The organism is Burkholderia sp. JP2-270 (assembly GCF_003233675.1).
Taxonomy (GTDB): Bacteria; Pseudomonadota; Gammaproteobacteria; order Burkholderiales; family Burkholderiaceae; genus Burkholderia; species Burkholderia pyrrocinia_C.
In genome coordinates this window covers 734,381-758,110 of sequence record NZ_CP029824.1, presented here as the reverse complement: position 1 = coordinate 758,110, position 23,730 = coordinate 734,381, and the positions used below count along the sequence as shown (strand labels likewise).

23 protein-coding genes are annotated in these 23,730 nt (G+C 66.4%); 16 read left to right on the top strand and 7 right to left on the bottom strand.

Going from position 1 to position 23,730, the window contains the following annotated elements:
• Window positions 1-34: 34 nt before the first annotated feature.
• The 6 genes from DM992_RS03575 to DM992_RS03550 all read left to right on the top strand — a co-directional run bounded on the left by DM992_RS03575 (window position 35) and on the right by DM992_RS03550 (window position 6,299).
• Window positions 35-1,249, top strand: a complete 1,215-nt coding sequence (locus DM992_RS03575; protein ID WP_111015684.1) for a cation:proton antiporter — start codon at window positions 35-37, stop codon at window positions 1,247-1,249.
• Between the two features lie 14 nt (window positions 1,250-1,263).
• Window positions 1,264-2,379, top strand: coding sequence for a YbdK family carboxylate-amine ligase (locus tag DM992_RS03570; protein WP_034183814.1), 1,116 nt, complete (start codon window positions 1,264-1,266; stop codon window positions 2,377-2,379).
• Window positions 2,380-2,885: 506 nt separating this feature from the next.
• Window positions 2,886-3,524: a MarR family winged helix-turn-helix transcriptional regulator gene (locus DM992_RS03565; protein WP_111015682.1), complete on the top strand. Its 639-nt coding sequence runs from the start codon at window positions 2,886-2,888 to the stop codon at window positions 3,522-3,524.
• A 28-nt stretch (window positions 3,525-3,552) separates the two neighbouring features.
• A complete protein-coding gene (locus tag DM992_RS03560) occupies window positions 3,553-4,263 on the top strand; it encodes a glutamine amidotransferase (RefSeq protein WP_111017784.1) in 711 nt (236 codons plus the stop codon).
• 213 nt (window positions 4,264-4,476) lie between these two features.
• Window positions 4,477-5,589, top strand: a complete 1,113-nt coding sequence (locus tag DM992_RS03555) for an NADH:flavin oxidoreductase/NADH oxidase (protein ID WP_111015680.1) — start codon at window positions 4,477-4,479, stop codon at window positions 5,587-5,589.
• 179 nt (window positions 5,590-5,768) lie between these two features.
• Window positions 5,769-6,299, top strand: coding sequence for an SET domain-containing protein-lysine N-methyltransferase (locus DM992_RS03550; RefSeq protein ID WP_111015678.1), 531 nt, complete (start codon window positions 5,769-5,771; stop codon window positions 6,297-6,299).
• Between the two features lie 131 nt (window positions 6,300-6,430).
• On the opposite strand, the gene DM992_RS03545 is transcribed toward DM992_RS03550, so the two are convergent.
• The gene (locus DM992_RS03545) at window positions 6,431-7,915 is read right to left on the bottom strand and encodes a sensor histidine kinase (RefSeq protein WP_072442637.1); all 1,485 of its coding nucleotides are present in this window, start codon (window positions 7,913-7,915) and stop codon (window positions 6,431-6,433) included.
• A gap of 115 nt (window positions 7,916-8,030) precedes the next feature.
• The gene (locus tag DM992_RS03540; RefSeq protein ID WP_006401494.1) at window positions 8,031-8,723 is read right to left on the bottom strand and encodes a response regulator transcription factor; all 693 of its coding nucleotides are present in this window, start codon (window positions 8,721-8,723) and stop codon (window positions 8,031-8,033) included.
• Window positions 8,724-8,845: 122 nt separating this feature from the next.
• On the opposite strand from DM992_RS03540, the gene DM992_RS03535 reads away from it, so the two are divergent.
• Window positions 8,846-9,076 carry a DUF3717 domain-containing protein gene (locus DM992_RS03535; RefSeq protein WP_034183818.1) on the top strand — a complete coding sequence of 77 codons (231 nt, stop codon included), beginning with the start codon at window positions 8,846-8,848 and terminating at the stop codon, window positions 9,074-9,076.
• Window positions 9,077-9,168: 92 nt separating this feature from the next.
• Here DM992_RS03535 and DM992_RS03530 read toward each other — a convergent pair whose 3' ends face one another.
• Complete coding sequence (locus tag DM992_RS03530) at window positions 9,169-9,477, bottom strand: 4a-hydroxytetrahydrobiopterin dehydratase (RefSeq protein ID WP_039352208.1); 309 nt, start codon at window positions 9,475-9,477, stop codon at window positions 9,169-9,171.
• A gap of 133 nt (window positions 9,478-9,610) precedes the next feature.
• Window positions 9,611-10,537, bottom strand: a complete 927-nt coding sequence (gene phhA, locus DM992_RS03525) for a phenylalanine 4-monooxygenase (RefSeq protein ID WP_111015676.1) — start codon at window positions 10,535-10,537, stop codon at window positions 9,611-9,613.
• Between the two features lie 106 nt (window positions 10,538-10,643).
• Between phhA and DM992_RS03520 the strand changes: the two genes are divergently transcribed.
• A complete protein-coding gene (locus DM992_RS03520) occupies window positions 10,644-11,129 on the top strand; it encodes an Lrp/AsnC family transcriptional regulator (protein ID WP_006408082.1) in 486 nt (161 codons plus the stop codon).
• 80 nt (window positions 11,130-11,209) lie between these two features.
• On the opposite strand, the gene DM992_RS03515 is transcribed toward DM992_RS03520, so the two are convergent.
• Entirely contained in the window at window positions 11,210-11,743 is a 534-nt protein-coding gene (locus DM992_RS03515) for a class IV adenylate cyclase (protein WP_111015674.1), read from the bottom strand.
• Window positions 11,744-11,936: 193 nt separating this feature from the next.
• Entirely contained in the window at window positions 11,937-12,836 is a 900-nt protein-coding gene (locus DM992_RS03510) for a LysR family transcriptional regulator (protein WP_111015672.1), read from the bottom strand.
• Between the two features lie 408 nt (window positions 12,837-13,244).
• Between DM992_RS03510 and DM992_RS03505 the strand changes: the two genes are divergently transcribed.
• The 6 genes from DM992_RS03505 (at window position 13,245) to DM992_RS03480 (ending at window position 20,192) form a co-directional block, all read left to right on the top strand.
• Window positions 13,245-14,930 carry a GMC family oxidoreductase N-terminal domain-containing protein gene (locus DM992_RS03505; protein ID WP_111015670.1) on the top strand — a complete coding sequence of 562 codons (1,686 nt, stop codon included), beginning with the start codon at window positions 13,245-13,247 and terminating at the stop codon, window positions 14,928-14,930.
• A gap of 447 nt (window positions 14,931-15,377) precedes the next feature.
• Entirely contained in the window at window positions 15,378-16,157 is a 780-nt protein-coding gene (locus DM992_RS03500; RefSeq protein WP_006477266.1) for an ABC transporter ATP-binding protein, read from the top strand.
• Window positions 16,154-16,909 (top strand): ABC transporter ATP-binding protein, encoded by a 756-nt coding sequence (locus tag DM992_RS03495; RefSeq protein ID WP_111015668.1) that lies wholly within the window; start codon window positions 16,154-16,156, stop codon window positions 16,907-16,909. Before DM992_RS03500 ends, DM992_RS03495 begins: the two co-directional genes overlap by 4 nt.
• A gap of 77 nt (window positions 16,910-16,986) precedes the next feature.
• A complete protein-coding gene (locus DM992_RS03490) occupies window positions 16,987-18,186 on the top strand; it encodes an ABC transporter substrate-binding protein (protein ID WP_111015667.1) in 1,200 nt (399 codons plus the stop codon).
• A 147-nt stretch (window positions 18,187-18,333) separates the two neighbouring features.
• A complete protein-coding gene (locus DM992_RS03485; protein ID WP_034183825.1) occupies window positions 18,334-19,218 on the top strand; it encodes a branched-chain amino acid ABC transporter permease in 885 nt (294 codons plus the stop codon).
• Window positions 19,218-20,192: a branched-chain amino acid ABC transporter permease gene (locus DM992_RS03480; RefSeq protein WP_162631671.1), complete on the top strand. Its 975-nt coding sequence runs from the start codon at window positions 19,218-19,220 to the stop codon at window positions 20,190-20,192. The genes DM992_RS03485 and DM992_RS03480 overlap by 1 nt, the downstream gene beginning before the upstream one ends.
• Before the next feature lie 492 nt (window positions 20,193-20,684).
• Here the strand turns inward: DM992_RS03480 and DM992_RS03475 are convergent, their stop codons facing one another.
• Window positions 20,685-21,083, bottom strand: coding sequence for a hypothetical protein (locus DM992_RS03475; protein WP_162631558.1), 399 nt, complete (start codon window positions 21,081-21,083; stop codon window positions 20,685-20,687).
• A gap of 230 nt (window positions 21,084-21,313) precedes the next feature.
• Here DM992_RS03475 and DM992_RS03470 point away from each other — a divergent pair, with 230 nt between their 5' ends.
• Together DM992_RS03470 and DM992_RS03465 are read left to right on the top strand one after the other, a co-directional pair.
• Window positions 21,314-22,471, top strand: a complete 1,158-nt coding sequence (locus DM992_RS03470; protein WP_111015662.1) for an ABC transporter substrate-binding protein — start codon at window positions 21,314-21,316, stop codon at window positions 22,469-22,471.
• Window positions 22,472-22,671: 200 nt separating this feature from the next.
• Entirely contained in the window at window positions 22,672-23,727 is a 1,056-nt protein-coding gene (locus tag DM992_RS03465) for a branched-chain amino acid ABC transporter permease (protein WP_111015660.1), read from the top strand.
• Window positions 23,728-23,730 lie beyond the last annotated feature (3 nt).

Below are 23,730 nucleotides of genomic sequence, written 5' to 3'. Positions count from 1 at the left end.
GCTGGCGGTTGCTTCCAAAGGAGAAGTCACCACGATGAAGTCGGCGTTCTCATTTCTGCCCAACTGGCCGCTCGCGCCGGATGCCGTGTTCTGGGCCGGGCTCGCGCTGTTCGCGGCCGGCCTGTGCGGCGAACTGTGCTATCGCGCATGGCGCCTGCCGCGCATCACCGGCTATGCGGTAATCGGTCTCGTCGCCGGTTCGTTCGGATTCGGCGTGATCGACGCAAGTACCGACCAAACGTCGCGGCTGCTGATCGACGTCGCGCTCGGCCTGCTGCTGTTCGAGCTCGGCAGCCGCCTCGACCTGCGCTGGATCCGGCGCAATCCGTGGCTCGTCGCGTCGAGTCTCGCGGAAGCCACGCTGACGTTCGTGCTCGTGCTGTTCGTGATGCTTGCGCTCGGCATGTCGGGAATGGTTGCGCTCGTGCTGTCGGCGATCGCGATCGCGACGTCGCCGTCGATGGTGATCCAGCTCAAGACCGAACTGCGCGCGGAAGGGCAGGTGTCGCAGCGCCTCATCACGCTCACGGCGCTCAACAGCGTGTACGCGATCGTGCTGACCAAGCTCGTCACGAGCTGGCTGCACCAGGAAGCGTACGGCAACGTGTTCGCGACGATCCTGCAGCCGCTCTACCTGATCGCCGGTTCGTTCATCGTCGCGTACCTCGTCGCGCGTTCGTGCAATTTCCTGTTCCGCCACATGACGTCGACGATGCGCGACGAGCATTCGTTCGTCGCGCTGTTCGGGCTCGTGATGCTGGCGATCGCGGTGGCACAGGCGTTGAAGCTGTCGACGCTGCTCACGCTGTTGCTCGCGGGCATCATCGTGAAGAACCTCGAAGCGCGTCCGCAGCTGTGGCCCGAGCATTTCGGCACGGCCGGCTGGCTGCTGACGGTGGTCCTGTTCGTGCTGACGCTCACGTCGTTCACGTGGGGCGACATCGCGCTCGGCGGGCTGCTCTCGATCGTGCTGATCGTCACGCGGCTCGTCGCGAAGCTGGCCGGCGTCGTCGCATTCGCGAAGCCGAGCGGCATCGGGATGAAGCAGGGCGTCGCGCTCGGCATCGCGCTTACGCCGATGTCCGCGCTGTCGTACCTGCTCGTCGACGATACCTACCAGCTCTATCCGAATTTCGACCCGCACCTGCGTGCGATCGTGATGTGCACGATCGTGATCCTGCAGCTCGTCAGCCCGTTCGTCGTCTACCGCTGCCTGTCGGCGGTCGGCGAACGCAGCGACAGCAACTGATTCCGGAACCTGCCATGGCACTCGAAACCTTCGTCAATTCCGAACCGTTCACGTTCGGCGTCGAACTGGAGATCCAGGTCGTCAACACGCACAACTACGACCTGACCAAGGCTGCATCCGACCTGATGCGCCTGATCCAGGGCGAGACCTTTCCGGGCAACATCACGCCGGAAATCACCGAGAGCATGATCGAGCTGTCGACCGGCATCTGCCATTCGCACGAGCAGGCGGTCAGCGAGCTGCATGCGATCCGCGACGTGCTCGTGAAGGCGGCCGACCAGCTCAACGTCGGGCTCGCCGGCGGCGGCACGCACGCGTTCCAGCAATGGAGCGACCGGCAGATCTACGATGCGCCGCGCTTCCAGTACATCTCCGAGCTGTACGGCTATCTGGCCAAACAGTTCACCGTGTTCGGCCAGCACGTGCACATCGGCTGTCCCGATCCGGACAGCGCGCTGTTCCTGCTGCACTCGATGTCGCGCTTCATTCCGCACTTCATCGCGTTGTCCGCATCGTCGCCGTTCGTGCAGAACGTCGACACGGGCTTCCATTCGGCACGCCTGAATTCGGTGTTCGCGTTCCCGCTGTCGGGCCGCGCGCCGTTCGTGCTGACCTGGGACAGCTTCGAGGAGTACTTCATGAAGATGGTGAACACGGGCGTCGTCAACTCGATGAAGGACTTCTACTGGGACATCCGCCCGAAGCCCGGCTACGGGACGATCGAGGTGCGCGTGATGGATACGCCGCTGTCGGTCGACCGCGCGGCGGCGATCGCCTGCTACATCCAGACGCTCGCGCGCTACCTGCTGACCGACCGGCCGCTGAAGCTGTCGGAGGACGACTACCTCGTCTATACGTTCAACCGTTTCGAAGCGTGCCGCTTCGGGCTCGAGGGGACCTGCGTGAATCCTCAGACGGGTGAACGCCGCACGATCGCGGAAGACATCCTCGACACGCTCGACCGGATCGCGCCGCATGCGGCCGCGCTCGGTTCGCGCGCGGCGCTCGACGAGATCGGCGCGCTTGCCAAGGCGCGCGTAAACGACGCATCGTGGTTGAGAACCGTTTTCAAACAGGAAAAATCGCTGAACGAAACGGTCCGGCAGCAGTGCTTACGCTGGCGTGAATGAAAAAATGTTTTGCAGATTGCGGACTCGACCGCGTCGCGATTCGCTGAACGACGGCCGGCCCGGTTTCCGGCCGAAATCGTTGCCAGTCGCCCTGAAAATCTGTGGATAACCCTACATTCCTCTGCAAAGTCAACGATCTGCGGGCGGGATAACCCGGTGGATCATTGCCATTCGCGCGATGGCCGATCCGAACAGGAAAATGCCGATGCACTGGTTCCGCGGGTGTGCGGCATTGCAGGCACAACGAAAAAATTCAGTTATCCAGCGATTTTCCACAGAATGCAGGGGATAACTTAGCTGTGCGATTTTCCGCTCTCGCTTAGAATGTCGGCTTTGCGGACACCGGAACGACGCGTGTCTCACCGGTCGCCGCGAATGCGACCGCCGCGTGTGCCTCGCGACGGCCGTGCTGACGCACTCGCAAGAGGGCGTCTGTTTTGAGACGGACATTCGATCTCCACACTACGGCCGCTCGGCATTCCGGGCGGCGGCAAAGCGAAAAGACTATGAGCGAAGGCGTTTACGGGAACCAGGCTTCGGGACGTGTCACCCACAGCCTGCTGCGGTTGAGTACGGCCATGCGAAGCCAGGCATGGGATTGGGCGGAAGGCGCAGGCCTGACGCCGACGCAGGGCGAAATTCTCGTGCTGCTGCTGCAGCGCAAGGGCCCGATGCGGCTCGGTGAGATCGCGCGCGAGACGCAGCTCACCGCGGCGACCACGAGCGATGCGGTCAGCACGCTCGAGACGAAGGGGCTCGTCGAGAAGCGCCGTGCGCTGGACGACGGCCGCGCACTGGCCGTGCGCCTGTCGGCGCGTGGTCGCACGGCCGCGAAGAAGGCGCTGCAATGGCCTGAATTCCTGACGAAAGCGGTCGGCAAGCTCGGCGCGGACGAGCAGGGCGGACTGTATCGCGCGCTGCTGAAGACGCTGCGCGAGCTGCAGGTGGCCGGCGCGACGCCGCCGCAGCGCATGTGCTTGACGTGCGCCCACTTCCAGCCGGGCAAGCTGTCGAAGAAGACCGTGCATCACTGCGCGGCGCTCGACATCTCGATGTCCGACAGCGACCTGCGTCTCGACTGCTCGGTGCAGGAAGAAGCCGACGCGGCGACGCAGAAGAAGACCTGGAAGATTTTCGCAGGCTGACGTCCGTCGATCGACCGGGAGGCCGATGATGAACGCTGAAGTCGTGGCGATCCGCCACGTGCATTTCGAGGATCTCGGGAGCTTCGAGCAGGTGCTCGGCGAACGGGGCCGGCGGGTGCGCTACGTAGACGTCGGATCGTCGCGGTTCGAGGTTCTCGATGTGCTCCAGCCGTCGCTGTTCGTCGTGCTCGGCGGGCCGCTCAGCGTGTACGACGATGCGCAGTATCCGACGATCGCGCCGCTCGCGGCGCTCGTGCGCCAGCGCATCGACGCGGGGCTGCCGATTCTCGGCATCTGCCTCGGCGCGCAGTTCATCGCCCGTGCGCTCGGCGCGCGCGTCTATCCGGCGGCGCAGCACGAACTCGGCTGGGCGCCGCTGACGCTCACCGATGCCGGCCGCGCGTCGCCGTTGCGCCATCTCGATGGCGCGGCGACATCGATGCTGCACTGGCACGGCGATACGTTCGACCTGCCAGGCGGCGCGATCCATCTCGCGTCGACGCCGGCGTGCCGCCACCAGGCATTCGCGTGGGGGCAGCACGTGCTGGCGCTGCAGTGCCATCCGGAAATCCGCACCGACCGCTTCGAACCCTGGCTGATCGGGAACGCCGGCGAAATCGCGGCGACGCCCGGCATCGATGCAAGCCAGTTGCGTGCCGATACCGCGCAGTACGGCCCCGTGCTCGAGACGGCCGCGCGGCGCATGTTCGCGGAGTGGCTCGACAGCATCGGGTTCTGACGCCGCGGGCGGCGCGGTTCGCCGCGAATCCTTGGCCCGGCCCGCATCCGTTGCAGGCCGGCGCATCGCTGCATGCAACGCGTTTCCCGCCGCGCCGGCAACTCGCTGCCGGCCGTACCTGACCATCCGCTTACTGCCGATCGGGCCATCTGCACGCTTCAAGCCTGCGTGCTACGCTCGTCCGCTCTTTCCCTTTCCAGGCGAGCGGCTTCCATGACTGCGCTGTTTTCCCCGTTCACGCTGCGCGGCGTGACCCTTCCGAACCGGATCGTGATCTCCCCGATGTGCCAGTATTCGGCCGAACGCGGCGAAGCGACCGACTGGCACATGATTCACCTCGGCCATCTCGCGCTGTCGGGCGCGGGCCTGCTCTGCATCGAGGCAACTGCGGTGGAGCCCGACGGGCGCATCACGCACGGCGACCTCGGCCTCTGGGACGACGCGACCGAAGCCGCGCTGAAGCCGGTGCTGGCCGCGATCCGCAAGCATTCGCCGGTCCGCGTCGCGATGCAGTTGTCGCATGCGGGGCGCAAGGCGTCGAGCGACGTGCCCTGGCAGGGCGGTCAGCTCGTGTCCGTCGCGGACGGCGGCTGGCTGCCGCATGGGCCGTCGGCCGTACCGCACAAGGAAGGCGAGACGCCGCCGCTCGCGCTCGACGCCGCGGGCCTGAACCGGATCCGTGATGCGTTCGCGGCTGCCGCGAAGCGTGCCGCGCGGCTCGGCATCGACGCGATCGAAGTGCATGCGGCGCACGGCTACCTGCTGCACCAGTTCCTGTCGCCGCTCGCGAACCGGCGCACCGACGAATACGGCGGGTCGCGCGAAAACCGGATGCGTTTTCCGCTGGAGATCTTCGAGATCGTGCGCGCGGCGTTTCCCGAAGACCGGCCGGTCGGCGTGCGCGTGTCCGCGACCGACTGGGTCGAAGGCGGCTGGGAGCTGGACGACACGATCGCGTTCGCGCATGAACTGAAGCGCCGTGGCTGCGACTGGATCGACGTGTCGTCCGGCGGTGTGTCGCCGCTGCAGAAGATTCCGCTGTCGCCCGGCTACCAGGTGCCGTTCGCGCAGGCCGTGAAGCGCGCGGTCGGCATGCCGACGATGGCGGTCGGCCTGATCAACGAGCCCGCGCATGCGAACCGGCTCATCGAGGCCGGCGATGCCGATTTCGTCGCGATGGCGCGAGCGATGCTGTACGACCCGCGCTGGCCGTGGCACGCGGCGGCCGAGCTCGGCGCGCAGGTGACGGCGCCGCCGCAGTACTGGCGCTCGCAGCCGCGCGAGCACAAGGCGTTGTTCGGCGACATCGCATTCGGCCAGCGTTGACGCGTCAAGCGCGCAATATTGCGCGCGATGTTGAACGAAGCAATATCGAACGTGTAGGATGCGGGTGATTCGCCGCATGCCCCGACGCGGCACCGACCGGTGCCGCGTTTTCGTTTGGCGCGCGCCAGGCCGCGACCGCGGCCGTCTTCCATTCATTCGTCTTCACAAGGATTCGTTCGATGAGTTCACGCAGGATCGCGGTGCGCCGCTCGGGAGTACACGGCAAGGGCGTGTTCGCGGTGGCGCCGATCAGGGCCGGCGAACGCGTAGTGGAATACAAGGGCGAGCGAATTTCGTGGAAGGAAGCGCTGCGTCGCCATCCGCACGATCCGAGCGAGCCGAACCATACGTTCTACTTCGCACTGGACGAAGGCGGCGTGATCGACGGCAAGATCGACGGCAACAGCGCGCGCTGGATCAACCATTCGTGCGCGCCGAACTGCGAGGCGGAGGAGGTGAAGGGCCGCGTATATATCCACGCGCTGCGCGACATCGGACCGGAAGAGGAGCTGTTCTACGACTACGGCCTCGTGATCGACGCGAAGCTGACGAAGAAGCTCAAGCGCGAATACGCGTGCCATTGCGGCGCAGCCTCGTGCCGCGGCACGCTGCTCGCGACGTCGGAGGACGGCGAGAAGAAGAAAAAGAAGAAGGCCAAGAAGGACGGCAAGTCCGAGTCCAGCGCGAAGGACAAGAAAAACAAGAAGTGACGCAGGCGGCCGCGCATCGCGCGCTGCCGCTTCAGCAGACGGCTGCCGCGTTGCGCGGCAGTCCTTCCCGTTTCCTTATCCGTCGGGCGGCCCGGTCAACGCTCGCCCGACGCGAATCGCCCGATGGTCGCTCAATGCGCCGACGCGGCGGCCGGCGTTTCGCTGGCCGGTTTCTCCGTGCGCTGGGCGAGCGGTACCCTCACCACGAAGCGCGAGCCGCCTTCCGATGCATCCTCGTACGACACGGTGCCGCCATGCATCGCGATGATGTCGTGCACGATCGCGAGGCCGAGCCCGGCGCCCGTCTCGACGCCGTTGCCGCTTTGCGCGTCGCCGCGGAAGAAGCGCTTGAACAGGTCGGCCTGCTGGTTCGCGGGCACGCCAGGGCCGTTGTCCTCGACGACGATCTCGGCGGCCGGCTGGCCGTCTTCGAGCGCGCTGCGCGCGACGTTCACCGTGATCCGCGCGCCGTCCGGCCGCGCGAGCGGCACGTATTTCAGCGCATTGTCGAGCAGGTTCGCAATCACCTCGCGCAGCAGCACGGGGTTGCCGCGCACGATCAGCTTCTCGTCGTCGCCGGGGTCGTCGCTGCGCTGGAAGCCGAGGTCGACATGCGACGCGAGCGCGCGCGGTACCCACTCGGCACCCGTCTCGAACGCCATCGCCGCGAGGTCGACGTCGACGAACCGCGCGGCCTGTTCGCCCGGCTCCGCACGCGCGAGCGACAGCAACTGGTTCGACAGCCGCACCGCACGGTCGGCGGCCGCACGCAGTTCGCGCACCGCGGCGAAGGTCTGGTGCGGGTCGCGTGCAACGGCCGCCTGCTCCGCATGGAGCTTCACGGCCGTGAGCGGCGTGCGCAACTGGTGCGCGGCATCGGCGATGAACTTGCGCTGCGCGTCGAGCGCGGTCTTCAGGCGGCCGAGCAGCGCGTTCATCGCGCTCGTCAGCGGCCGGATCTCCAGCGGTACCTCGGTTTCGTCGACCGGTTCCAGCGACGTGTGGGTCTGCCGGTTCAGTGAATCGGCGAGATGCGTGAGCGGGCCGAGCTGCTGGTTCACGACGCGCCACACGATGCCCCAGCCCGCGAGGAGGAGCAGCAGCAGCGGCATCATGATCGCGACGAGGAATTCGGCCGCGATCCGGTAGCGGTGCCGCACCGGCTGCGCGACCTCGACGACCATCGGCTTGCCGCCTTCGACATTGTCGACGCGCACCTGTGCGACGCGCACCGCGCGGTTGTCGTACTCGGCCTCGAACACGTACGCGTGATGCATGCGGCGCACATTGATGCCCCGCAGCGGCAGCTTCGGATCGCCGGCGAGTTCCTGTTCGCCGTCGCTGATCCGGTAGATCAGCGCTTCGGCCGGATCGGAGAACATCGCCTGCGCGAGCGGCGGCACCGTGAACGGCGCGTCGGGGCCGGCGATCTGGATCTGTTTCGAGATGGCGGTCGCGAGATCGGCGAGCGAGCGGTCGATCACGTGCTGCGTGTATTGCCACGCGAGCCAGTAGGCAATCAGGCCGCTCATCAGCGCGAGCATCGACAGCGGTGCGGCGAGGCGCCGGAGCAGCGAGCGGCGCAGGCTGGTGGTCACAGCCGGATCAGGAGACATTTCGACGGGCAAATGGATAAGCGCCGCTCACGGGGAGCGGCGCGGTCGTGCGCCGGGCAGCGACGCGGAGCAGGGCCACATGCCGGCGGCACGCGGCCGGCCGGCGTGCCGCCGCTCAGACGCTCGCCGTCTGGCGGATTTCCTGCAGCAGGTAGCCGAAGCCGCGCACCGTGACGATTTCGACACGGCACTGCTCGAGTTTCTTGCGCACGCGGTGCACATAGACTTCGATAGCGGTATCGCCGAGATCGCCGCCGAAGTGCGTGAGGTGATCCTGCAACTGGGCCTTGCTGACGACGCGGCCGTGACGCAGCAGCAGCATCTCGAGCACCGCGAATTCGCGCGGCGACAGTTCGAGCGGCTTGTCGTCGTTGAAGATGCGGCGATCGACGCCCGACAGGCGGACGCCGCCGAGCGACACTTCCGGACGCGGCATGTCGCTGTGCGGGCCGCTGCGGCGCATCACCGCGCGGATGCGCGCTTCGAGCTCGGCCGGTTCGAACGGCTTGAGCATGTAGTCGTCGGCGCCCGAGTTCAGGCCCTGGATCCGGTCGTTCAGCTCGTCGCGTGCGGTCAGCACGATTACGGGCGTGTGGCGGTTGGTCTGGCGGAAGCGCGTGAGCAGCGTCATTCCGTCGATGCCCGGCAGGCCGAGGTCGAGGATCACGAGTTCGTGGCGGTTTTGTGCCAGCGCCTGTTCGGCAAAAATGCCGTCATGCACCATGTCGACGGTGAAGCCAGCCTGCTCGAGGCTGCTCTGGATACCGCGTGCGATGGGGCGGTCGTCTTCGATCAGAAGGAGTCGCATGAAGTTCGCTCAAGTACAATGGGTTGGCGGTTCAGGCACGCGGACAGCACGAAGCCGTTTCCACAGGAGCGCCGCATCGCGTGACATCAAGCATGGCGGCCAGCGAACGATTAAATCCAATCATGTCCGATATTTCGATCAACGACCTTGAAGCCGCGATCAATTTCTGGCGCGCACGCTCGCCGTCGAGCGGCGACGAACTCAAACTCTGCGAAGAGGCCAGCGCGCTCTCCAAGCCGTATGCGCTGCTGATTGTACAGCGCGAAAGCGCGCTGCAACTGGAAGGTTTGGACCCCAAGGCGCGGAAAGCATACGAGACTTACGTGCGGCTTAAGGATGGCTTGGAAAGCTGAAGGCTTTCGCTGACTACATCCTAGAAAACGTTCAGCGAAATGAAAAGTTGACGCGCCGCGCACCGAAAGACGCGCGGCGGTAGACGAAGGGCTCACGCGGCCGGTTGCGCGTGCGCGCCGGCCCGGTCGATGAACAGCGCGAGTTCGATGTCGCGTTCGGTCAGGCCGTCGGCGTCGTGGGTCGACAGCGTGACGTCGACGCGGTTGTACACGTTGAACCATTCAGGATGGTGGTTCATTTCCTGCGCCTTGATCGCGACGCGCGTCATGAAGCCGAACGCTTCGTTGAAATCGGCGAAGCGCAGGCTGCGCTGGATCGCGTCGCGGCCCGGCACGGCCGTCCAGAGCGGCAGGCCTTCGAGCCGGGTCTTGCGTTCTTCTGATGTGAGCTTGTGGATCATCTTGCACCTCTCGTTCGGTAACGGCGCCCGTGCGCGGCTGCGCCGCGCGGCGCAGCCGGCACCGGTCATTGTTTCATAGTTGTGGGACGGCCATCCGGCGACGGGCATCCGGCCTCCGGCGCGCGCTGGCGCGTCACGCGTCGGCGTCGTCGGGCCAGCCTTCGCCCGTGCCGCGATGCAGCACGCGATCGGTATCGAGCACCGCGCCGGCCGCGAATTCGGGCAGCGCCGCGAGCCGGTCTGCCAGCGCGCGGCCGTCGATGTCGGCGAGCGCGAACAGCTGCGCGAAATCGTCGATCACGAAGTAGGTCTTCTGGAACGTGTCGATCCGGTACTTCGTGCGCATCACGCGCTCGAGGTCGAAGCCGAGCCGGTTCGGTGCAGCACTTTCGAGGCTGTACAGGCTCTCGCCCTTGCTCGATACGATTCCGGCGCCGTAGATCGACAGCCCGTTCGTGCCGTGCGGGTCGCGGATCAGCCCGAATTCAACTGTATACCAGTAGAGGCGAGCGAGCCGCGCAAGCGCCGCTTCGTCGTCGGCGACCGCGAGCGCGGTGCGGCCGTACGCCTGCATGTAGTCGGCGAACACCGGGTCGATCAGCAGCGGCACATGGCCGAACAGGTCGTGGAAGCAGTCGGGTTCCTGCAGGTAGTCGAGCTGGTCGGGACGGCGCATCCACCAGGTGACCGGAAAACGCCGGTTCGCGAGATGCCCGAAGAACACGCGGTCGGGCACGAGGCCCGGCACGGCGACGATCTCCCAGCCCGTCGCGGGCTTCAACTGTCGGTTCACGTCCGCGAACGAAGGAACGCGATCGGCCGGCAGGTCGATCTTGCCGAGCCCCGCGACGAACGCGCCGCAGGCGCGCCCGCGCAGCAGCGCCGACTGGCGTGCATAGAGCTGCTTCCACACCGCATGGTCGACCTGGCCGTAGCGTTCGAGCGGCTGGTCGATGGTGAAATCTGCGCGGGTTTCGAGGCCCGCGTCGAACTGCTCCTGCAGTTTCGCGGTGACGACGGTGGACATGATCAGGCTCTGCACGCTGTGGTTGGGAACCATGCAAGTGTAGAGCGGCCTTCTCGCGGAATGGGCGCAAAGTTGGCGTTGATTTGCATGATGATGCGATAATCTCGCATCAAATCACGAATCAATGCGGAGAATGCTCATGTTGGAACTCGATCACTTCGATCTCGCGCTGCTGGACGTGCTGCAGCGTTTCGGTCGCGCGACGCATCAGCAGCTCGGCGAGGAGGTGCCGCTGTCGCCGTCGCAGATCGGCAGGCGGCTGCAGCGGCTCGAGGCGGCCGGCGTGATCGAAGGCTATCGCGTGATGCTGCGGCCCGAAAAGCTCGGGCTCGGCGTCACCGCGTTCACGAGCCTGAAGCTCAAGCATCACGGCGATTCGATCATCGAGCAGTTCCAGCAGCAGATCGACGTGCTGCCCGAAGTGCTCGAATGCCATGCGGTGGTGGGCGATGCGGACTACCTGTTGCGGATCGTCGCGCCCGACCTGAACGCGCTGTCGCAGTTCGTGATGAAGAAGCTGATGCGCGTGCCGGGCGTCGACAGCGTGCGCTCGAACATCGTGCTGACGACCTTCAAGCGCAACGGCGCGCTGCCGCTCGCGCACCTGGCGCCCGGCGCCGCGTGACGCGGCGGCCAGAGCAAGTCCGCTATTAGCGGGAACAGGCCCCATGCGGCGCGTGCCGCGCCGTCGCCGGCGGGGCCGGATCAGGCCGCTTCGTGCGGCGTGCCGGCGTTCAGCAGGTCGACGTACGCGACCGCGACCAGATCGTCCTGCGACACGCCGAGCTTCGTGAACACATCGTGCGCTTCGGCTTCGCCGCCGGCTTCGTCGTCGTCGGGGCCGAGCACGACTTCCAGTTCGATGAAGTCGCCGAGGCCGTCGACGCGGTCGAGGTGGATGCGCGTGCGGCCCGCGAGGTACACGTGCCGTTCCTTCGTCACGATCCCGCGCGTGGTCAGCGCGGTCGCGAGCAGCGCGTGCATCGCGTCGGGATTCGTCACCGGGCTGCGCGTGTAGTACGACGCCTTCGGGCCGTCGCGGTCGTCGCGCTGGTAGAAGATCAGTTCGGCCGGCGTGCCGTCCTCGAAGCGGCGCAGCTTCAGCCGGCCGCGCGGCACGTCGTAGAAGAAATCCTGCTGGCGGTAGAACAGCGGCGCTTCGGCCGCGAGCGTCGCCGCGCGTTCGCGCAGCTGGTCGAATTCGCGGGCGCGGGCTTTGATCTCGATGTTGCGGGCCATGCGGGTCTCCTTCAATCGGGGTCTCGCGGTGTGCGAACGCACAATCTAGCAAAAAGGCGGGGGCGGCGGCGTGACGACGGGCAGGGGGCGCGGCGAGATGCCGCGTGTTGCGCGACGCCGGTGCGCTGTGTGCGACGTATGACGACGTATGGCGTATGGCGGTCCGTGGCGGCCGCGCCTTCTTCAGCGCCGCTCATATCGTCCACTGGGCTTCGATCAGCCGCAGCGCGGCCGCGATCGCCGGCTCGTCGCGCCGCTCGGCGAGCGTCACGAACGTCAGTTCGGTCGGCACCGTCACGCGTTCGACGATCGTCAGCGCATGCGCGTGCGCTTCGGCCAGCGCGGTCGAGTCGCGCGCGAGCGTCAACCCGATGCCCGATTTGACGAGGTCGAGCATCGACTGCTCCTGGTCGACCTCGGCGACCTTCACGGGCTGCGCGCCGGCTTCCGCGAAGCGCCGCGACAGCAGCCGGTGATGCGCGGACGCCGGCGGCGTCCAGATCCACGGCAGCGCGGCGAGCGCGCGCCAGTCGTGCGCGCGCTGCACGCGCTCCTTCCAGCCGGCCGGCGCGAGCACGCGGTACTGGAAATGCGTGAGCGTGACGGTGTGGAACAGGGCGCCGTCGAGCTGATCGTCCTCGCCCGGGCGGCCGATGTAGTAGCCGACGTCGAGCGCCTGCGCGCGCACCTGTTCGATCACCCAGCCAGACATCCCGTGCCGCAGCGCGGTCTCGATCTGCGGATGGGTCTCGACCAGCGCGCGCAGGAAGCCGCCGAGCCGCAGGAAGCCCGGATCGAGGATCGTGCCGATCCGCAGCCGGCCGCGCACCTCGTGCCGCAGCGCAGCAGCGGCGCGCTGCACGTCGGCGGCCGCGGCGAGCGCACGTTCCGCGTGCGGCAGCAGCGTCTGGCCGTCGCGCGTGAGCGCGAGCCCGCGCGACGTGCGCGTGAACAGCGTGACGCCGAGCGTTTCCTGCAGATGCTTGATCTGCAGGCTGACAGCCGGCTGCGTCAGGTGCAGTTGCGCGGCGGCGCGCGTCAGGTTGCCTTCGCGCGCGACCGTCGCGAACGCGCGGAGCAGGATGAGATCCATCGTCGTGATATGAGCGCTGCTTATAACGCAGTTCAGCATAACTCATTGGATCGGCGGCCGGCAGCCGGAGTACGCTTCATCGGTCGCGTCGCCCGGCGCGTTCCGGCCGGGGGTACGGCAGGGCAGGCGGGCGCTGCTGCAGACACCCGCCGTGACGCACTATGCTGGAAATGATGCGCGGCATCGCGCTGCGCGGCGAACAACAACGAGATTTGCATGGGATCAGCGTAAGTGCTGAAGCGCTGACTCCATCCAGCCACGCCATGGGACCTGAGTAAGTGCTAAAGCACTAACTCGGGTCGACCGCCGTGGGGATGGAGTAAGCGCTAAAGCGCTGACTCCACCCAGCCACGCCATGGGACCAGCGTAAGCGCTGAAGCGCCAACGCTGGTCGACAGGAGACAAGCAGTGACTACTCAACGCACGCTCGAAGGCGAATTCGATTACGTGATCGTCGGCGCGGGCACCGCAGGCTGCGTGCTCGCGAACCGCCTGACCGAGGATCCCGACATCCACGTGCTGCTGCTCGAAGCGGGCGGCAAGGACGACTATCACTGGATCCATATCCCGGTCGGCTATCTGTATTGCATCGGCAACCCGCGCACCGACTGGCTGTACAAGACGCAGCCCGAAGCGGCACTCAACGGCCGCGCACTGTCGTATCCGCGCGGCCGCGTGCTCGGCGGCTGCTCGTCGATCAACGGGATGATCTACATGCGCGGCCAGCGCGAGGATTACGACAGCTGGGCGCACGAAACCGGCGATGAGGGCTGGTCGTGGGACAGCGTGCTGCCGATCTTCAAGCGCAGCGAGGATCATCATGCGGGCGCGAGCGACGCGCACGGCGCGGGCGGCTACTGGCGCGTCGAGAAGCAGCGGCTGCGCTGGGAGATCCTCGAATCGTTCGCGCAAGCCGCACAGCAGACGGGCATCCCGGCGACCGACGATTTCAACCGCGGCGACAATTCCGGGGTCGGCTATTTCGAGGTGAACCAGAAGCGCGGCGTGCGCTGGAATACGTCGAAGGCGTTCCTGCGGCCCGCGATGGCGCGCCCGAACCTGACCGTGATCACCGGCGCACAGGCGCAGCGCGTGATCTTCGAAGGGCGGCGCGCGGTCGGCGTCGAGTATCACGGCGGCGGCACCGATTATGTTGCGCGGGCGCGTGCGGAAGTGCTGCTGACGTCCGGCGCCGTGAATTCGCCGCAACTGCTCGAACTGTCGGGTATCGGCTGCGGCCGGCGGCTGCAGGCGCTCGGCATCGACGTCGTGCAGGATCTGCCGGGCGTTGGCGAAAACCTGCAGGATCACCTGCAATTGCGGATGGCGTTTCGCGTCGAAGGCGTGCGCACGCTCAACACGCTGTCCGCGCACTGGTGGGGCAAGCTGATGATCGGCGCCGAATACGCGTTGCTGCAGCGCGGGCCGATGTCGATGGCGCCGTCGCAGCTCGGTGCGTTCGCGAAATCCGATCCGGAAGATCCCGCGCTCACGCGCCCCGATCTCGAATACCACGTGCAGCCGCTGTCGCTCGAACGCTTCGGCGAGCCGCTGCACAGCTTCAACGCGTTCACGGCGTCCGTCTGCCATCTGCGGCCGACGTCGCGCGGCAGCGTGCACGTTACGAGCGCCGATCCGGGCATCGCACCCGCGATCGCGCCGAACTATCTGTCGACCGACCACGATCGCCATGTCGCCGCGAACGCGCTGCGCCTCACGCGCCGGATCGCGTCCGCGCCGGCACTTGCGCGCTATCGTCCCGAGGAAATCCTGCCGGGCACACGGTATCGGACCGAGGCAGAACTGATCGAAGCGGCCGGCGCCGTCGGCACGACGATCTTCCATCCGGTCGGCACCTGCCGGATGGGGCGTGCCGACGATGAGCGCGCTGTGGTCGACAGCCGGCTGCGCGTGCGCGGCGTCGCGGGGCTGCGGATCGTCGATGCATCGGTGATGCCGTTCATTACGTCGGGCAACACCAATTCGCCGACGCTGATGATCGCCGAGCGCGCGAGCGACATGATTCGTGCCGATCGCCGCGCGGCGCGCGACGCGACGCCGGTGCGAACGGAGGCCACGGTGACGGCCGCATGACGGCGCGCTGACACGCGCGACAGCGGGCCGTCATGCGGGCGAGCGCTGATTCGATATGCGAAACAAGCTGCCGTGCCGTTGCAGCGGTCATGCCGGTTGCGGCGGTTCGAACGGCAAGCTCCATGCGAGCCGCGCTGCTTTTTCAATTGCACGCGTGCCGCGCCGTGCGGGCGGTCAACAGTCGATGATGCACGTGTCAAAAAAGCGTGGCGGAAAACCGCGCATGGCCGCATGCGGCATCGCGGCCAGCCCTATAAGTGCAAATCCCGATGATTGCACTGCACCAACGGCGCGACAATGTTGCGCAATGTGCATACGCGTCGGCGCGGGAGACCACCCTCGAGGCGTACCACGGCGCCCGGGGGCAGCCGGCTGATCCGCTGACCTGTTCGCGGCCGCTTGCGCCACGCTTCCCGGTGCTTCGCCTGACTTCGTACGGAAGGGAACATGATTCTCGGCGACACGATTCTGGAAACACGCGGACTGACGAAGGAATTCAGGGGTTTCACCGCCGTGAACGGCGTCAACCTGCGTGTGCGGCGCGGCGCGATTCATGCGCTGATCGGGCCGAACGGCGCGGGCAAGACGACCTGCTTCAACCTCCTCACCAAGTTCCTGACACCGACGGCCGGCCAGATCGTCTTCAACGGGATCGACATCACCGACGAGCGGCCTGCGCAGGTGGCACGGCGCGGCATCATCCGCTCGTTCCAGATCTCGGCCGTGTTCCCGCACCTGACCGCGCTGCAGAACGTGCGCATCGGCCTGCAGCGCGCGCTCGGCACCGAATTCCACTTCTGGCGCAGCGAACGCACGCTGAAGCGGCTCGACGATCGCGCGATGGATCTCCTCACGCAGGTCGGCCTCACCGATTTCGCGCACGTGCCGACCGTCGAACTCGCGTACGGCCGCAAGCGTGCGCTCGAGATCGCGACGACGCTCGCGATGGAGCCCGAACTGATGCTGCTCGACGAGCCCACGCAGGGGATGGGCCACGAGGACGTCGACCGCGTGACCGCGCTGATCAAGAAGGTCGCGAGCGGCCGCACGATCCTGATGGTCGAGCACAACATGAACGTGATCGCGGGCATCTCCGACACGATCACCGTCCTGCAACGTGGCGAGGTGCTGGCCGAAGGCTCGTATGCGGAAGTGTCGAAGAATCCGCTCGTGATCGAAGCCTACATGGGCAGCGCCGATGCGGCGCTCGCGGGGGCGCACGCATGAAGCACAGCGAACGGGAGGAACGCGAATTGAGCGGCGTCGAGAGCGGTACGCCCGCGCTGGAGATCACGGGCCTGGAGGCCTGGTACGGGGAATCCCACATATTGCACGGTGTCGACCTGACGGTGCATCGCGGCGAGGTCGTCACGCTGCTCGGCCGCAACGGCGCGGGCCGCACGACGACGCTGCGCGCGATCATGGGCCTCACGGGCCGCCGCAGCGGGTCGATCAAGGTCGCGGGCAACGAGACGATCGGCCTCGCGACGCACCGCATCGCGCATTTCGGCATCGGCTACTGCCCGGAGGAGCGCGGAATCTTCTCGAGCCTGTCGTGCGAGGAGAACCTGATGCTGCCGCCGCCGATCGGGTCGCGCGAGCATGCGATGTCGCTCGACGAGATCTACGCGATGTTCCCGAACCTCGCGTCGCGCCGGCAGAGCCAGGGCACGCGGCTGTCCGGCGGCGAGCAGCAGATGCTCGCGGTCGCGCGGATCCTGCGCACCGGCGCGAACCTGCTGCTGCTCGACGAGATTTCCGAAGGCCTCGCACCGGTGATCGTGCAGGCGCTCGCGCGGATGATCGTCGCGCTGAAGGCGCGCGGCTACACGATCGTGATGGTCGAACAGAATTTCCGCTTCGCCGCGCCGCTTGCCGACCGCTTCTACGTGATGGAGCACGGCCGCATCGTCGAGCATTTCCGTGCGGCCGAACTGGAAAGCAAGATGCCGACGCTGCACGACCTGCTCGGGGTGTGACGCCGCCCCGTTTCCCTTGCCGCTAGCCGTGGCGGCCCTCGAACAACCACAACGCATCAGAACAACAGGAGACGTCAATGAAAATGAAGACCCTCGCACACGCCTGTCTCGCGCTCGCGACCGCCGCACTCACTGCCGGCGCCGCGCATGCCGCGGATACCGTGAAGATCGGCTTCATCACCGACATGTCGGGGCTTTACGCGGACATCGACGGGCAGGGCGGCCTCGAGGCGATCCGCATGGCGGTCGCCGACTTCGGCGGCAAGGTGCTCGGCAAGCCGATCGAGGTCGTCTATGCCGATCACCAGAACAAGGCCGACATCGCCGCGTCGAAGGCGCGCGAGTGGATGGACCGCGGCGGGCTCGACCTGCTGGTCGGCGGCACGAACTCGGCCACCGCACTGTCGATGAACCAGGTCGCGGCCGAGAAGAAGAAGGTCTACATCAACATCGGCGCGGGCGCCGACACGCTGACCAACGAGCAGTGCACGCCGTACACGGTCCACTACGCGTACGACACGATGGCGCTCGCGAAGGGCACCGGTTCGGCGGTGGTGAAGCAGGGCGGCAAGTCGTGGTTCTTCCTGACCGCCGACTACGCGTTCGGCAAGGCGCTCGAGAAGAACACGTCGGATGTCGTGAAGGCGAACGGCGGCCAGGTGCTCGGCTACGTGCGGCACCCGCTGTCCGCGTCGGACTTCTCGTCGTTCCTGCTGCAGGCGCAGTCGTCGAAGGCGCAGATTCTCGGCCTGGCGAACGCGGGCGGCGACACGATCAACGCGATCAAGGCCGCGAAGGAATTCGGCATCACGAAGACGATGAAGCTCGCCGCGCTGCTGATGTTCATCAACGACGTACACAGCCTCGGCCTCGAGACGACGCAGGGCCTCGTGCTGACCGACAGCTGGTACTGGAATCGCGATGCGGCATCGCGCCAGTGGGCGCAGCGCTACTTCGGCAAGATGAAGAAGATGCCGTCGAGCCTGCAGGCGGCCGACTATTCGTCGGTGACGACCTACCTGAAGGCCGTGCAGGCGGCCGGCACGACCGACTCCGACAAGGTGATGGCCGAGCTGAAGAAGGCGAAGATCAGCGACTTCTACGCGAAGGGCTATATCCGCGCGGACGGCAGCATGATCCACGACATGTATCTGATGGAGGTGAAGAAGCCGTCCGAATCGAAGGAGCCGTGGGACTACTACAAGGTGCTCGCGACGATTCCGGGCGAACAGGCGTTCACGACCAAGCAGGAAACGCGCTGCGCGATGTGGAAGTAAGCGCCGCGCCGTGGCGCGCGGCCTGATGCGTGCCACGGCGGCGGGCCGAGCGGTGCGCCGGGCACGCACCTGCCGTGCGCCGCATGCGCGCGCAGCGCCTGACGGTTGCGCGCGCAACGAACCTCATTCTGACAGGCGGCAGATTCGATGGAAATCTTTGGCATTCCGTTGCCGGCGATGCTGAGCCAGTTGCTGCTCGGGCTCGTCAACGGCTCGTTCTACGCGATCCTGAGCCTCGGGCTCGCGGTGATCTTCGGGCTGCTCAACGTGATCAACTTCGCGCACGGCGCGCTGTTCATGCTGGGAGCGATGCTCGCGTGGATGGGGCTGTCGTACCTCGGGCTGCCGTACTGGGCGATGCTCGTGCTGGCGCCGCTGGTCGTCGGCGCGTTCGGGATCGCGATCGAGCGCTCGATGCTGCGCTGGCTGTACAAGCTCGATCACCTGTACGGGCTGCTGCTGACATTCGGCCTGACGCTCGTCGTCGAGGGCGTGTTCCGTTCGATCTACGGCGCGTCGGGCCAGCCGTACGACGTGCCGTCGCAGCTTTCCGGCGCGACCAATCTCGGCTTCATGTTCCTGCCGAACTATCGCGCGTGGGTCGTCGTTGCGTCGCTCGCAGTGTGTCTCGCGACGTGGTTCGTGATCGAGAAGACGCGCCTGGGCGCGTACCTGCGCGCGGGCACCGAGAACCCGAAGCTCGTCGAGGCGTTCGGCGTGAACGTGCCGATGATGATCACGCTCACCTACGGCTTCGGCGTCGCGCTCGCCGCGTTCGCGGGCGTGCTGGCCGCGCCGGTGATCCAGGTGTCGCCGCTGATGGGCCAGCCGATGATCATCACCGTGTTCGCGGTGGTCGTGATCGGCGGGATGGGCTCGATCCTCGGCTCGATCGTCACGGGCCTGATGCTCGGCGTGATCGAAGGTTTCACGCGCGTGTTCTATCCCGAAGCATCGGCCACCGTCGTGTTCGTGATCATGGCGATCGTGCTGCTGTTCCGTCCGGCGGGCCTCTTCGGCAAGGAAAAATGATGCAGAGAAAAGTGCTTTACGGCGTGCTGCTCGCCGCACTGCTCGTCGCGCCGTTCATCGGCGCGTATCCGGTCTTCGTGATGAAGGTGCTCACGTTCGCACTGTTCGCGGCCGCGTTCAACCTGCTGATCGGCTATACGGGGCTGCTGTCGTTCGGCCATGCGATGTTCCTCGCGACCGCCGGCTACGCGACCGGCTATTCGATGCAGACGCTCGGTTTCACGCCGGAACTCGGCGTGCTCGTCGGCACCGTCGTCGCGACGCTGCTCGGGCTCGTCGTCGGGCTGTTCGCGATCCGCCGGCAGGGCATCTACTTCGCGATGATCACGCTCGCGTTCGCGCAGATGGTCTACTTCATCTACCTGCAGGCGCCGTTCACGCACGGCGAGGACGGCCTGCAGGGCGTGCCGCGCGGCCACCTGTTCGGGCTGCTCGACCTGTCGAACGACGTCGCGCTGTACTACGTCGTGCTGGCGGTGGTCGTCGTCGCGTGCGCGTTCATCGTGAGGGTCGTCCATTCGCCGTTCGGGCAGGTGCTCGTCGCGATCAAGGAGAACGAGGCACGCGCGATCTCGCTGGGCTACGACACCGACCGCTTCAAGCTGCTCGCGTTCATCCTGTCGGCCGGGCTCGCGGGGCTGGCCGGCTCGCTGAAGGTGCTCGTGCTCGGCTTCGAGACGCTCTCCGATGCGCACTGGACGATGTCGGGCCTCGTCGTGCTGATGACGCTCGTCGGCGGGATGGGCACGCTGTTCGGGCCGCTCCTGGGCGCGGCGCTGATCGTCGCTTTGGAAGACCGGCTCGGCGATATCGGCGAATGGCTCGCGTCGACGACGGGCGTCGCGTGGTTCCATTCGCTCGGCGAATCGACGACGATCGTCACCGGGCTGATCTTCATCGCGTGCGTGCTCGCGTTCCGGCGCGGCATCGTCGGCGAGATGGTCGCGCGGATCAAGCCGCTCAGGGCGTCCTGAGCGCATGCCGCGCGCGTCGCGGCACGTTGATGCGAAGCACCATCCGGCGCGCTCCGGAACGGCGTCGCAGCGGGCTCGAGACGGTGCCGCGCGGCAGGCTGGTGCCCCATTTTCGTGCGGCGATGCACCATAGGGGTAAATGCTAAGTTGCCGTGGTGCTTAAGCCTCTTTAAGATTCACTTCAGTTCTGATGCACCGCGAAACGAATTTGCAGGTGGAGAACGAGGAGACAATCGAGGCACAAAGTGCCCGGACCCCAAAGCGCTGTTGGACGGAATCCAACAGCGCTTTTTCATTTGCGTGCACGGATTTCCACCGATGGTGCATCGGCCTGCGCAATTGCCGTATTCCGCGCTTGCGTTCGCACCGCGCCTTTTCCGCACTTCGCCGCGTCCCCCCGTTTTTCCCTTTCCCGCAATCCGGTCGCAGACGGCGCGTTGCGATGCGCAGGCTGTCCGGGCTTACCCGGTTGGCGTGCGCGAAACGCGTCCGTTACACTTGGCTTTCGCCGACCGAGCGGTCGGGAAAATCGGTCGGCAGTTCTCCTATAAGCACAATGCAGAAGAGGGAGTACGGTTGGATGAGCAGCGCAGGACGATGGATCGGGGCAGGAAGGGCGGCTGGCGCCGCTCGTTCGTCATTGGGTGCGCATCGGTACTTCCCGGCCTTGCCGAGCCCTCCTGCGGCCGGTACGCGCGTTCCTGCGCGATTCGCCGGCATGGTGCCTTCGCCGGTCGTTGCGCTCGCACCCGTTTCGGCATGAACCGCCGCTTTTCCGATTTTTCGCCGCCGGCGCGCGTGGCCGGGCCGAGCCTGGCCGGCGCACCTTCCGGCAATCGTTGCGCGCGCATCGATCACCCGCACGCTCCCGCATTTCTTCGCCTTCTTCATCCTGACGACACTGCTGCTGCGCATCGTGGCGGTCGAACAAACGTGTCGGCCGCGATGTACGCGCACGCGCATGCGCCGCGTCGTCGGGATCCTGCCACGGTGGCGGCGTTTCACGGGAAAACGAGCGTAGGCGCGGCAATTAGAGATAGTTAAATTATTAACTTGTTTGGGAAACGGGAGCCGCCCGAGCGACCCGCGGATTTTTCGAGCAGCGTTTGGAGACAACGTAAATGAAGATGAATCGATGGATGGAGGCCGTGCTTGCCGCGGGCCTCGTGTGCGCGGCGGCCACGGCGTCGGCGCAGGTGAAGATCGGCGTGACGCTGTCGGCCACCGGGCCGGCCGCGTCGCTCGGGATTCCGGAAAAGAACACGATCGCGCTGCTGCCGAAGGAAATCGCGGGCAAGAGCGTGCAGTACATCGTGCTCGACGATGCGTCCGACACGAGCCGCGCGGTGCAGAACGTGCGCAAGCTGATCGACGAAGACCACGTCGACGCGATCATCGGTTCGTCCGTCACGCCGAATTCGCTCGCGATGCTCGACCCCGTGTCGCAGGGCAAGACGCCGACGATCTCGCTCGCGGCGAGCGCGCAGATCATCGCGCCGATGGATGCAAAGCGCGCGTGGATGTTCAAGGTGCCGCAGAACGACCAGCTGATGGCCGACGCGATCGCCGGCTACATGGCGAAGCACGGCGTGAAGACGGTCGGCTTCATCGGCTTCGCCGATGCGTACGGCGACAGCTGGTACAAGACGTTCAGCGCGGCGGCCGAGAAGAACGGCCTCAAGATCGTGTCGAACGAGCGCTTCAACCGCACCGATGCATCGGTGATGGGGCAGGTGCTGAAGCTGATGGGCTCGAATCCGGATGCGATGCTGATCGCCGGCTCCGGCACGCCGGCCGCGCTGCCGGCCAAGACGCTGAAGGAGCGCGGCTACAAGGGCAAGGTGTACCAGACGCACGGCGTCGCGAACAACGACTTCCTGCGCGTGTGCGGCAAGGATTGCGAAGGCGAGATCCTGCCGGCCGGTCCGGTGCTCGTGACCGAGCAGCTGCCGGATTCGAACCCGGTGAAGAAGGCGGCGCTCGGTTACAAGGCTGCATACGAGAAGGCCTACGGCGCGGGCTCGCTGGCGACGTTCGGCGGCCATGCGTGGGATGCGGGGCTGCTGCTGCAGCGCGCGATTCCGGACGCGCTGAAGAAGGGCCAGCCGGGCAGCGAGGCATTCCGCGAGGCGCTGCGCGCGTCGCTCGAAAGCGTCAAGGATCTGCCCGTGTCGCACGGCGTGATCAACATGACGTCGACCGATCACAACGGCTTCGACACGCGTGCGCGCGTGATGGTGCAGATCGTCGACGGCAAGTGGAAGCTGCAGTCCGAGTAAGCATCGCGTGAAACCGGCGTGCGCGGCGCGAACGGCGCCGTGCCCGCCGTCGGCAGGGCGCCGCGCCTGACGGGCCGCGCCCGTGCCGCATGGAACCACCGGGGCCCGCCGCGTGGCGCCTGACGCGCCGATCTTGCCGTCCGTGCGCCCCGGCCGTTCCCGTCGCCGTTTTTCCGCAGCATTCTCGATACAAGACACGTATGGATCTCTCGATTGCGGCGATCCTCGCGCAAGACGGCATCACGACCGGCGCCATTTATGCATTGCTGTCGCTGGCGCTCGTGCTGGTGTTTTCCGTCACGCGGGTGATCTTCATTCCCCAGGGCGAATTCGTCGCCTACGGTGCGCTGACGCTTGCGGCGTTGCAGGCGCAGAAATTTCCCGCCACCTGCTGGCTGCTGTTCGTGATGGGCGTCGCGTGCTTCCTGCTCGAAGTCGGCGGCCTGATCCGGCATCGCGAACGCCGCCATCAGCTCGGCCGCACGCTCGCGACGCTCGGCAGCCGCTACATCCTGCTGCCGCTCGCGGTGTTCGCGATCACGCGCAGTTTTGCCGCGCAGCCGATGCCGATGCTCGCGCAGATCGCACTGACGCTCGCGATCGTCGTGCCGATGGGGCCGTTCGTCTACCGGCTCGTGTACCAGCCGATCGCCGAAGGCACGACGCTGCTGCTGCTGATCGTGTCGGTCGCCGTCCATTTCGCGATGGTCGGCCTCGGGCTGGTGATGTTCGGCGCGGAAGGCTCGCGCACCAACGGATTCTCGGATGCGTCGCTGTCGATCGGCAGCATGACGGTGTCGGTGCAGAGCATCCTGGTCGTCGTCACGGCGCTCGTGCTGATCGGTGCGCTCTACGTGTACTTCGGCCGCACGATCGCCGGCAAGGCGTTGCGTGCGACATCGGTGAACCGGCTCGGCGCGCGGCTCGTCGGCATCGGCACGACCGAAGCAGGGCGGCTCGCGTTCACGTTCGCGGCGGGGCTCGGCGTGCTGTCCGGGATCCTCGTCGGCCCGCTGACGACGATCTACTACGACTCGGGCTTCCTGATCGGCCTGAAGGGCTTCGTCGGCGCGATCATCGGCGGGCTCGTCAGCTATCCGCTCGCGGCCGCCGGCTCGCTGCTCGTCGGCGTGCTCGAATCGTATTCGTCGTTCTGGGCGAGCGCATACAAGGAGGTGATCGTGTTCACGCTGATCATTCCGGTGCTGCTGTGGCGGAGCTTCGTGACGCCGCACGCAGAAGAGGAAGAGGAGTGACGC